The organism is Stenotrophomonas sp. GD03877 (assembly GCF_029840555.1).
GTDB lineage: Bacteria > Pseudomonadota > Gammaproteobacteria > Xanthomonadales > Xanthomonadaceae > Stenotrophomonas > Stenotrophomonas geniculata.
The window spans coordinates 194,128-204,323 of record NZ_JAOCCT010000006.1; the positions used below are offsets into that span (position 1 = coordinate 194,128).

General features: G+C 65.0%; 9 protein-coding genes. 7 read left to right on the forward strand and 2 right to left on the reverse strand.

What is annotated here, in order from left to right; translation table 11 throughout:
- Positions 1 to 61: 61 nt before the first annotated feature.
- Positions 62 to 316: a hypothetical protein gene (locus N5D20_RS06930; RefSeq protein WP_197578093.1), complete on the forward strand. Its 255-nt coding sequence runs from the start codon at positions 62 to 64 to the stop codon at positions 314 to 316.
- 84 nt (positions 317 to 400) lie between these two features.
- Here N5D20_RS06930 and N5D20_RS06935 read toward each other — a convergent pair whose 3' ends face one another.
- Entirely contained in the window at positions 401 to 1,402 is a 1,002-nt protein-coding gene (locus N5D20_RS06935; RefSeq protein WP_197578092.1) for an energy transducer TonB, read from the reverse strand.
- A 200-nt stretch (positions 1,403 to 1,602) separates the two neighbouring features.
- Positions 1,603 to 2,223 (reverse strand): TIGR00645 family protein, encoded by a 621-nt coding sequence (locus N5D20_RS06940; RefSeq protein WP_197578091.1) that lies wholly within the window; start codon positions 2,221 to 2,223, stop codon positions 1,603 to 1,605.
- 112 nt (positions 2,224 to 2,335) lie between these two features.
- Between N5D20_RS06940 and N5D20_RS06945 the strand changes: the two genes are divergently transcribed.
- The 6 genes from N5D20_RS06945 to N5D20_RS06970 form a co-directional block, all read left to right on the forward strand.
- A complete protein-coding gene (locus N5D20_RS06945) occupies positions 2,336 to 3,025 on the forward strand; it encodes a glutathione binding-like protein (RefSeq protein ID WP_197578090.1) in 690 nt (229 codons plus the stop codon).
- A 154-nt stretch (positions 3,026 to 3,179) separates the two neighbouring features.
- Positions 3,180 to 5,405: a S9 family peptidase gene (locus N5D20_RS06950; RefSeq protein WP_197578089.1), complete on the forward strand. Its 2,226-nt coding sequence runs from the start codon at positions 3,180 to 3,182 to the stop codon at positions 5,403 to 5,405.
- A gap of 25 nt (positions 5,406 to 5,430) precedes the next feature.
- Entirely contained in the window at positions 5,431 to 5,946 is a 516-nt protein-coding gene (locus N5D20_RS06955; RefSeq protein WP_029379809.1) for a cytochrome c oxidase assembly factor Coa1 family protein, read from the forward strand.
- 212 nt (positions 5,947 to 6,158) lie between these two features.
- Positions 6,159 to 6,623 carry a hypothetical protein gene (locus N5D20_RS06960; protein ID WP_197578088.1) on the forward strand — a complete coding sequence of 155 codons (465 nt, stop codon included), beginning with the start codon at positions 6,159 to 6,161 and terminating at the stop codon, positions 6,621 to 6,623.
- A gap of 368 nt (positions 6,624 to 6,991) precedes the next feature.
- A complete protein-coding gene (locus N5D20_RS06965) occupies positions 6,992 to 8,293 on the forward strand; it encodes a reprolysin-like metallopeptidase (protein ID WP_197578087.1) in 1,302 nt (433 codons plus the stop codon).
- Between the two features lie 113 nt (positions 8,294 to 8,406).
- On the forward strand, positions 8,407 to 10,196 hold a 1,790-nt coding region (locus N5D20_RS06970; RefSeq protein WP_279948122.1), incomplete at its 3' end, for a DUF885 domain-containing protein.

Genomic DNA, 10,196 nt, shown 5'->3' on the forward strand with positions numbered 1-10,196 from the left:
ACGGCAGAAACGTCGCGTCCGCGTCCCGACACTGGAGCCTACTTCAACGGAGCGCTTCCCCATGCAGCCACAGGACATTCTTCCCGATCATCAGAACGACGTGCAGCTGAACGGCGTCACCGTGCGCAAGGGCAGCGTGGGTGCTTTCCTGGCCAGCGTTCGTGACTGGCAGGATCCGTCCAGCGATCCCGCCTTCCGCGCCACTGCCGAAGCCGACCTGCGTGCGTTGCTGCCGGGCCTGCATGCGCTGGGTCTGTTCCAGGTGCTGGTCGCGCGCGATCCTGCCCTGCAGCGCCTGATTGATGGCGCGGCCTGAAACGGACAAGGCCCGGACGAACCGGGCCTTGGCGTCACGGAGGCGGCAGAAACGACTTAATCCCCTCCGTCCCCTTTTTTGCGGTCAGCCGCCCGGCGCGAACACCAGGGTGCGGCGGGTGGTGACCGGCGCGTTGACCGGCTCGAAGCGCCAGCGCTTGACCGCGTTCAGGGCTTCGCGGTCGAAGGTCCGTCCGGACGTTGCGCGCAGCACGCGGGCGCTGACCACTGAGCCGTCGGTGCCGACGGTGATCTCCACCAGCACTTCGCCCGACGTTCCCGAACGCAGGGCTTCGGCCGGATAGCGCGGCGCTGGCGTACTGACCGGGCGCAGGGTGGGAGCTGCGACGGCGGCTGCCTGGCGCGCGGCGCTGGCCTGCTGGGCGGCGGCCTGCTGCTGCTTCTGTTCGGCATCGCGACGGGCCGCGGCCTGGCGCTCGGCCTCTTGGCGCTCGTTGTCGCGGCGTGCGGCATCCTGCTGCGCGGCGATCTGCTTGGCCGCGTCGGCTTCCTTGGTGCGTTGTTCGGCCAGGCGCTGCTGTTCGATCTGCTGCTTGCTGCGGTCCTCGGCGTCCTTCTTTGCCTTCTCGGCTTCGGTCTCGGTGCGCTTGGCGGCGTTTTCCACACCCTTGGCCAGGCCTTCCTTCAGGCGCGGCAGGGCGGGGGCGGAGGCATCCACCTTCTCGATCAGTGCCACTAGGCGCTGCGCCTCGGTGTAGTCCTCACGGCCCAGGTGCTGCTCGGCGGCGATCAGGGTGTACGGCAGCAGGTCGGTCAGCGCGCTCTTCACCGAGGCGTCGTCCGGCGTCTTGTCACGCAGGGCGAGGTAGTACTCGATGGCGTTGTCGCCGGCCGGTGCATACATGCGGTTCTCGCGCAGCGCCTGGCTGGCCGATTCGCGCAGCTGCTCGGTGCCCATCGACTGCACCTTGGCAGCGACCACCGGTGCGGCGGGTGCAGCAGCGGCAGGCGCCGTGGTGGCAGCAGGTGCTGCGGATTCTTCCTTGCCCGAGCAGGCGGCCAGTGCCAGTGCCAGGGCAACCGGCAGCCACCGGCGCGCGGCGGTGATCGTTGAGACGTGCGACATCCTGCTCCCCTCTAGAAGACGACGTGACGTAAATCATTGATACGCATGGCCGGGACCTGGGGTCCGGGCGCGGAACGATGACGTTTCCCGACGCCACCGCCGGCAACGGCGAGGGTGCAATCTAGCATCCCGGCCACCGCCGCGTACAAGGGGCGGTGGCCGGGACGGGCAACGGCGTCATGCCGCTGCTGGCAACGACATCAGTGGTCGTGCGACTTGTCGTGGGACTTGCTGTGGCTGTTGGACATCAGCTTGTCGGTCCAGGCGATGCCGATCGCCGAGAGGATGAACACGCAGTGGATGATGGTCTGCCACAGCACGCCGTCCTGGGTCAGCATCGAGCAGCGGGCGACACCGATGTTGGCAGCGGCCACGCTCATCTGCTCCGGCGTGCAAAGCGGGATGCCGCCCAGCGCACCGCTGGCGATGAACGTCTTCAACAGGTGGATCGAGGAGATGCCGATGATCGCCATCGCCAGCTTCACCTTCAGCACGCTGGCGTTGACGTGGCTCAGCCATTCCGGCTGGTCCGGGTGGCCTTCCAGGCGCAGGCGCGAGACGAAGGTCTCGTAGCCGCCGACGATCACCATCACCAGCAGGTTGGAGATCATCACCACGTCGATCAGGCCCAGCACGATCAGCATGATCTGCTGTTCACCCATCGAGGCCGAATGCGAGATCAGGTGCCACAGTTCCTTGCCGAACAGGAACACATAGACGCACTGCGCCACGATCAGGCCTAGGTACAGCGGCAGCTGCAGCCAGCGCGAGGCGAAGATCAGCGTGGACAGCGGGGAGAGCGGCGGGCGGTTTGCACTCATGCGGAGGATGCTGCGTTGCGGGGGAGAGGCGAGGTTACCGGCCTGCCATGACGGTGCCAACCCAACTCACGCACTAGACTTCAGGTTCCTTTCCGCACCCCGAGCCGCCGCCATGATCGACCTGTATTACTGGCCCACCCCGAACGGCCACAAAGTGACCCTGCTGCTGGAAGAAGCCGGCCTGGAGTACCGCATCCACCCGGTCAACATCGGTTCGGGCGACCAGTTCAAGCCGGAATTCCTCGCCATCTCGCCCAACAACAAGATGCCGGCCATCGTCGACCAGGCCCCGGCCGATGGCGGCGCCCCGCAGAGCGTGTTCGAGTCCGGCGCGATCCTGCTGTACCTGGCCGAAAAGACCGGCCAGTTCCTGCCCAGCGACCCGCGCGGCCGCGTCACCACCCTGGAGTGGCTGTTCTGGCAGATGGCCGGCCTGGGCCCGATGAGTGGCCAGATGGGCCACTTCAACGTGTACGCGCCGGAAAAGATCCCGTATGCCATCGAGCGCTACGACAACGAAGTGCGCCGCCTGCACGGAGTGATGGACAAGCGCCTGGCCCAGCACGCGTTCCTGGCCGGCGACGCGTACACCATCGCTGACATGGCCAGCTACCCGTGGATCGGCGCCTACGACAAGCTGCCGGTGGATTTCGCCGCGTTCCCGAACCTCAAGCGCTGGCACGACGCCATCGCCGCACGCCCGGCCACCCAGCGCGCCTATGCCCTGCGCCAGCAGGTGAACCCCAACGCCGGCAAGGCGCTCAGCGACGAAGAGCGCAAGCACCTGTTCGGCCAGCGCTGACCCGGTACGGTGGGTGCCGGCCGTTGGTCGGCACTCGTCAGCACGCCTTATGGGCAAAAGGTCATGCTGCCTTCCTGCACGGGCTTGGTTAGGATGGGGAACGACCGCCCCGTGCTCCGAGCCGGGGTGGACCTGCCGTTTGCCGGGATCCTCCATGCGCCACCTGTTCGCTTCGCTCGCCCTCATGCTCGCCACCACAACCGCCGCCCACGCTGAAAAGCTGACCCTGGAAGCCATCACCGGCCCGCTGCCGTTGTCCGGCCCGACCCTGATGAAGCCGAAGGTGGCGCCGGACGGTTCGCAGGTCAGCTTCCTGCGCGGCAAGGACAGCGACCGCAACCAGCTGGACCTGTGGACCTACGACATCGGCAGCGGCCAGACGCGGCTGCTGGTCGATTCCAAGGTGGTGCTGCCCGGCACCGAGACCCTCAGCGACGAAGAGAAAGCCCGCCGCGAACGCCAGCGCATCGCCGCGATGACCGGCATCGTCGATTACCAGTGGTCGCCGGACGCGCAGCGCCTGCTGTTCCCGCTGGGCGGCGAGCTGTACCTGTACGACCTCAAGCAGCAGGGCCAGGCCGCGGTGCGCCAGCTGACCCATGGCGAAGGCTTTGCCACCGACGCCAAGCTGTCGCCCAAGGGCGGCTTCGTCAGCTTCATCCGCGGCCGCAACCTGTGGGTGATCGATCTGGCCAGCGGCAAGCAGCTGCAGCTGACCCGCGACGGCAGCACCACCATCGGCAACGGCGTGGCCGAATTCGTCGCCGACGAGGAAATGGACCGCCACACCGGTTACTGGTGGGCGCCGGATGATTCGGCGATTGCCTTTGCCCGCATCGACGAATCGCCGGTGCCGGTACAGAAGCGCTACGAGGTCTATGCAGACCGCACTGACGTGATCGAACAGCGTTACCCGGCCGCCGGCGATGCCAACGTGCGCGTGCAGCTGGGCGTGATCGCACCGGCCGCTGATGCGCAGCCGCGCTGGGTCGACCTCGGCAAGGAACAGGATATCTACCTGGCCCGCGTCGATTGGCGCGATGCGCAGCACCTGAGCTTCCAGCGCCAGTCGCGTGACCAGAAGCAGCTGGACCTGGTGGAAGTGGCGCTCGACTCCAACCACCAGCGCGTGCTCGCCCACGAGACCAGCCCGACCTGGGTGCCGCTGCACAACAGCCTGCGCTTCCTGGAAGACGGCAGCGTGTTGTGGTCGTCCGAGCGTACCGGCTTCCAGCACCTGTACCGCATCGACAGCAAGGGCAAGGCCACCGCATTGACCCACGGCAACTGGCCGGTGGACGAGCTGCTGGCGGTCGATGAAAAGGCTGGCAAGGCCTACTTCCGCGCCGGCATCGAGACCTCGCGCGAAAGCCAGATCTACGCGGTGTCGCTGCAGGGCGGCGAGCCGCAGCGCCTGTCGAAGGCGCCGGGCATGCACAGCGCCAGCTTCGCCCGCAACGCCAGCGTCTATGTCGACAGCTGGTCCAACAGCAGCACCCCGCCGCAGATCGAACTGTTCCGCGCCAATGGCGAGAAGATCGCCACCCTGCTCGAGAACGATCTGGCCGATCCCAAGCATCCGTATGCGCGCTACCGCGACGCGCAGCGCCCGGTCGAGTTCGGCACGCTGACCGCGGCCGATGGCAAGACGCCGCTGAACTACAGCCTGATCAAGCCGGCCGGCTTCGATCCGTCCAAGCGCTACCCGGTGGCGGTGTACGTCTACGGTGGCCCGGCCAGCCAGACCGTCACCGACAGCTGGCCCGGCCGTGGTGACCACCTGTTCAACCAGTACCTGGCCCAGCAGGGCTACGTGGTGTTCTCGCTGGACAACCGTGGCACCCCGCGACGTGGCCGCGACTTCGGTGGTGCGCTGTATGGCAAGCAGGGCACGGTGGAAGTGACCGACCAGCTGCGCGGCGTGACCTGGCTGAAGCAGCAACCGTGGGTGGACCCGGCGCGCATCGGCGTGCAGGGCTGGTCCAACGGCGGCTACATGACCCTGATGCTGCTGGCCAAGGCCTCGAACCAGTACGCCTGTGGCGTGGCCGGTGCGCCGGTGACCGACTGGGGCCTGTATGACAGCCATTACACCGAACGCTACATGGATCTGCCGGCGCGCAATGAAGCGGGTTACCGCGAGGCGCGCGTGCTGACCCATATCGAGGGCCTGCGCTCGCCGCTGCTGCTGATCCACGGCATGGCTGACGACAACGTGCTGTTCACCAATTCGACCAGCCTGATGAGCGCGTTGCAGAAGCGTGCACAGCCGTTCGAGCTGATGACCTACCCGGGTGCCAAGCATGGCCTGTCCGGCGCCGATGCCCTGCATCGCTACCGCGTGGCCGAAGCCTTCCTGGGACGTTGCCTGAAGCCCTGATCCGCAGCCGGGAAGGAGCCCGCCGATGACCCTGCCACCACCGATTCCCGCCCATCGACAGACGTCCGCCGGTTGGTGGTGCCGCCATTGGCGCTGGGCAATGCCGCTGACGGTGGTGCTGGTGCTGGGCGGCGCAGGTGGCGTGGTGACCTGGAGCGTGCTGCGCTGGAGCGAGGCGGCACGCGAGAGCCCACCGATGCGCGAAGCGCTGCGTCGCGCGGGCTGCAGCATCGAACTGGTGGAAGCCTTCGGCGAGCCGCTGCATATCGAATCGATGCCGCTGGGCAGCATGCAGACCGCGATCAACGGCCAGCGCGATGTCGGCCTGACCGTTGCGCTGGAAGGACCGCATGCGCACGGACGGTTGTTCGTGCAGGGCAGCCGTCGCGATGAAGTCTGGGATTACCCGGTGATGTATGTACTGGCCGAAGACAAGCAGACCTTCGATCTGACCGCGCTGGATGACGACGAGGCTGCGGGAGAGTGCGAGTTGCAGGCCTGCCGTGATCGCGGCGAATGCCCGCTGACCGCGGCGTTGTGACCTCCGCTTGAAGCGGCGGGAGTAGCGCCGACCGTCAGTCGACTGTCGCGCGCAGCGCGGGGCTTTGGCTTGGTCGCCGTGTCGTAAGCGGGACCTCCTACATCGGGGTGCTGAGCCGTGAGAATGCCCTGCCACACATGCTTGGCTGGGGCTGTCGCGGTTGACCATTGCGACCTTGCCCGCATTCCTCTAGAGATTGATCGAAACGTATCGTGCTGCCCCAGGCAGCCGACGTCGGTCCTGTCCCGGAGGTCCATGCAATTCGAATAGAAGCGATCAGGATGCTGGCGGCGTTGCAGCTCTACACGCCGGTATGGCTCTCGCAGACCATGGCCGCTGAGCCATTCGTGGAGGCGCTTGCCGATACATCGGTGGTACAGGCAGAGCAGCGCCTGCGTGCGAGTGGCGGCACCGTGGAATGGGTGCGTCTGGTTCGAGTGAATGAGCTTGCGTCGGCCGCAGACGAGATTACCGTCAACCTGTATGACGTTGTTCTCCACCTTGTCCGCGATCCTTCCGTCCCTTTGTTCGAAACCGCGGAAGAGGTCATGTACCGCCCTGATGGTGCGCAGGGCGTCCATCGCGAAGTTGTCACGATGTCCAGCGTGCAATGGACGGGAACAGCGAAAAGCACGTCCCCGGATGCAAACCCAAGCTCAGCCAGCCGCAGCGCATAAGCATCAGATTGAGTGCCTCGGGCGCACGCGCGGGGTTCAGGCACGGCGTCTGGCGCTATACCCTCAACGATGATCAGCTGGTGAAGCGCGATACGCGCCGCGCTGTGTTCAATGAGCGCAATGATGTGAGGGACCGGCGGCCAGACTATCAGGTGTCGCAAGCGCCAGTTATTTGAGTATCGCTGGCATGGCGAGGCCGAATTTCAGCGCTTCAGATCTGACCAATCCTGAGCTTGCATAGGGAGATTCTGTCGCATGCTACTCGACATCGCTGTCTCCCACAGCCTATGTGACGAAAGTCTCCAAGTGGTCAGTAGCAAGGCCGTAGCGTTCGTCATGCCATGTGGCACCGATACTACGAGTAGATCATGAAAACAGCTCTATTCTCTCTGGCCGTCGTGCTATTCAGTAGCGCATCCTGGCCTGTGCAGGCGGCATCCAAGTTCATTGAGATTCCTGTCGGCGGATGGGATCCCGGTATGCAGATTCGTAAGCAGCACGAGGATAGCATTGTCGACTGGATTCGCCGTGTCGACGTTCACCCAGAGGCATTGTCCGACAATGTGATCGAAGTGGATCTCTTCGATGCAATCGTGCGATTGAAGCGCACTGCAGGCCCGCAATTGAATGCGGCTCCAGACCCGGTCTATGTCCCGGCGGGCACGGATGCAGGAGCAGTGGCCGCGATGCCCTCTGCCCGGCTTCGTTGGACCGGAACGATGGCATCTACATCTACATCTACTTCTACATCTAAGGCACCGTCTTCGTGCGTGGATGCGGAGAGAGCGGTTCGGATCACCGAGGCTGCTGACGGACAACTAAGGGCCATCTTTGACATTGGGAGCTTTCGATACGAACTGCAAGACGGTGTGCTGATTCGAAAGGATTTTCGCCGGCTTCCACGCGAGGCACCGGTTCGCGATGTCAGCCCGGATGCACTCGATGCGGTCAGTTCTGACGACGTTGAGCAAGAGGCGAAATCGACAGTACGTGTTCTGTTTGGCTACGGAACTACGGCCCTCGGCGATGACCGCGAGGTGGTCTTCGCAGAAATGCGGGAGGCCGTCTGTTTAGCCAACGAGAGTTTCTCTCATAGCGGAATCAAGGTTGAACTCGAGCGCGTCGCCAACGTCCTTTCCGGCTATCAGGAAACCGGTGTTACTCAGACGCTTGACGATCTGGTTGCCGGAAGAAGAGGCGCACTCGGCGTCATGCATCAGGTTCGTGATATTGAGAAGGCAGACATCGTGCTGATGATCATTGATACCGGTCCGTCACGGTCGGTCTGTGGGCAATCGCAGCGCGTGCTTGCGACGAAGGAAACCGCATTCGCGGTAGTGGAACGGAATTGTCTCGGTGCCACGACCAGCAGCCTTGCCCACGAGATCGGGCACCTGTTCGGTGCAGATCATGAGCCCGCGAACGCCACCGTACTTCCCCCGAGATTTTCTTATGGCCATGGCTATAAGGCGCCGGAAAATGCGCCTGGACGATGGAGGACACTGATGTCCTATGAATGCTCCGGAGCACCATGTGGACGGATAAATCTCTGGTCGTCGCCTGACCTCAGTCATAACGGTTTGCCCGCAGGGACGAAAGAGACCCATCACAACGTCAGAGTGTTGAATGAGACCCGAGGGGTGATTGCCAATTTCTACCCCGAGCCATGACCGGATACCCGAGCGGGCGGGCGCATTCATGCCGGTCCGCCCATGACCTCCAGCCGATTGTCGGCATCGCCGAGAGCGCGTAGGGTGCGGGCAACCCTGTCCTGGAATGCACCATGAAGCCAATCGCGTTGGCCGTTGCCCTGGCCCTGACTGCCGCACCTCTGCTGTCCGCACCGCCGGCCCTGGCTGCGCCGGCTGCCAAGGCCACTACTCCGGCCAGCCCGGCCTGGGTTGCCCGCAGCAATGCGCTGGCGCAGATCCTGCTCGATGCGCAGGGCCCGTTCCAGCCGGAAGAAACCGGCTTCTTCGGCGTGCCCGGCTACGACGACAAGGTGGCCGATCTCGGCCCGGACAACGACAAGCGCTACCGCGCCGCGATGGCCAAGGCCCGCGACGAACTGAAGGCGAAGCTGGCCGCCGAAAAGGATCCCAACGTCCGCCAGGACCTGGAGATCATGATCCATGCCGCCAGCCAGAACATCGAAGGCAGCGAACTCAACGAGAAGTACCTGCTGCCGTGGAGCGATGCGCCGCAGACCGTGTTCAGCGGCCTCAACCTGCTGCTGTCCGACCAGGTGCCGGCCGAGCGCCGGGCCAAGGCGCTCGACCGCCTCAAGGCCTATGCCGGCCTGCAGCCGGGCGGCACCGCCTTCACCACGTTGGCCCGCCAGCGCTACGAGGAACGGCTGAAGGACAGCAGCCTGCTGCAGCCGACGAAGATCGAAGTGCAGCAGTCGCTGGACAACGTCGAGACCTACATCACCGGCATCGAGTCGCTGCTGAAGAAGTACCAGATTGCCGGTGCCGATGAAGCGATGAAGACCCTGGCCGGGCAGATGAAGGACTACGCCGCCTGGACCCGCAAGGAGGTGCTGCCGAAGGCGCGTGCCGACGCACGCCTGCCGGCGCCGCTGTATGCCTACCAGCTCAAGCAGGTCGGCATCGATATCGATCCGAAGCTGCTGATGCAGCGCGCGCAGCTGGAATTCATGGAAACCCGCTCGGCGATGCAGCAGCTGGCGCCGCTGGTGGCGAAGGACAAGGGCCTGAAGGTGGCCGACCCGAGCGATCCGGTAGCGGTGATCCGCGCACTGAAGGCCGACAAGATCGCCGACGATCATCTGGAAGGCCACTACCGCAAGGTGATCGACGCGATCGATCCGCTGATCCGCGAACACGCCATCGTCGACGTGCCCCAGCGCGCCATGCAGATGCGCCTGGGCTCGGCCGCCGAGAGCGCGGCCAGCCCGGCGCCGCACTTCCTGCCGGCGCCGCTGGTCAACAATACCGGGCAGCAGGGCACCTTCGTGCTGCCGCTGGGCAACCCGGCTGCGGGCCCGGGTGCGCAGTACGACGACTTCAATTTCGGTGCGGCGGCATGGACGCTGAGCGCGCATGAAGGCCGCCCCGGTCACGAGCTGCAGTTCACCGCCATGGTCGAACGTGGCGTGTCACTGGCACGCACCATGTTCGCGTTCAATTCGGTGAACGTGGAAGGCTGGGCGCTGTATGCCGAGGCCGAGATGGTGCCGTACGAGCCGCTGGACGGTCAGATGATCGCCCTGCAGTTCCGCCTGCTGCGTGCCGCGCGCGCAATGCTGGACCCGATGCTCAACCTCGGCCTGACCGACCGCGCCAACGGCGAGCGCGTGCTGATGGAGCAGGTCGGCCTGTCCAAGGCGATGGCCACCCAGGAACTGGACCGCTACATGGTGCGCATGCCGGGCCAGGCCGGCAGCTACTTCTACGGCTACACCCGCATCCTGGAGCTGCGCATGCAGACCGAGCTGGCACTGGGCGCGAAGTTTGACCGCCTGGCGTTCAACAACTTCCTGCTCGACCAGGGCCTGCTGCCGCCGGACCAGCTGGCCGATGCGGTGAACAAGGTGTTCGTGCCGAAGTA

Excerpts from the sequence above, each read along its gene's own strand:
- N5D20_RS06935 (WP_197578092.1), bottom strand. The coding sequence starts at position 1,402 with ATGTCGCACGTCTCAACGATCACCGCCGCGCGCCGGTGGCTGCCGGTT.
- N5D20_RS06950 (WP_197578089.1), top strand. The coding sequence starts at position 3,180 with ATGCGCCACCTGTTCGCTTCGCTCGCCCTCATGCTCGCCACCACAACC.
- N5D20_RS06945 (WP_197578090.1), top strand. The coding sequence starts at position 2,336 with ATGATCGACCTGTATTACTGGCCCACCCCGAACGGCCACAAAGTGACC.
- N5D20_RS06940 (WP_197578091.1), bottom strand. The coding sequence starts at position 2,223 with ATGAGTGCAAACCGCCCGCCGCTCTCCCCGCTGTCCACGCTGATCTTC.
- N5D20_RS06930 (WP_197578093.1), top strand. The coding sequence starts at position 62 with ATGCAGCCACAGGACATTCTTCCCGATCATCAGAACGACGTGCAGCTG.
- N5D20_RS06955 (WP_029379809.1), top strand. The coding sequence starts at position 5,431 with ATGACCCTGCCACCACCGATTCCCGCCCATCGACAGACGTCCGCCGGT.
- N5D20_RS06965 (WP_197578087.1), top strand. The coding sequence starts at position 6,992 with ATGAAAACAGCTCTATTCTCTCTGGCCGTCGTGCTATTCAGTAGCGCA.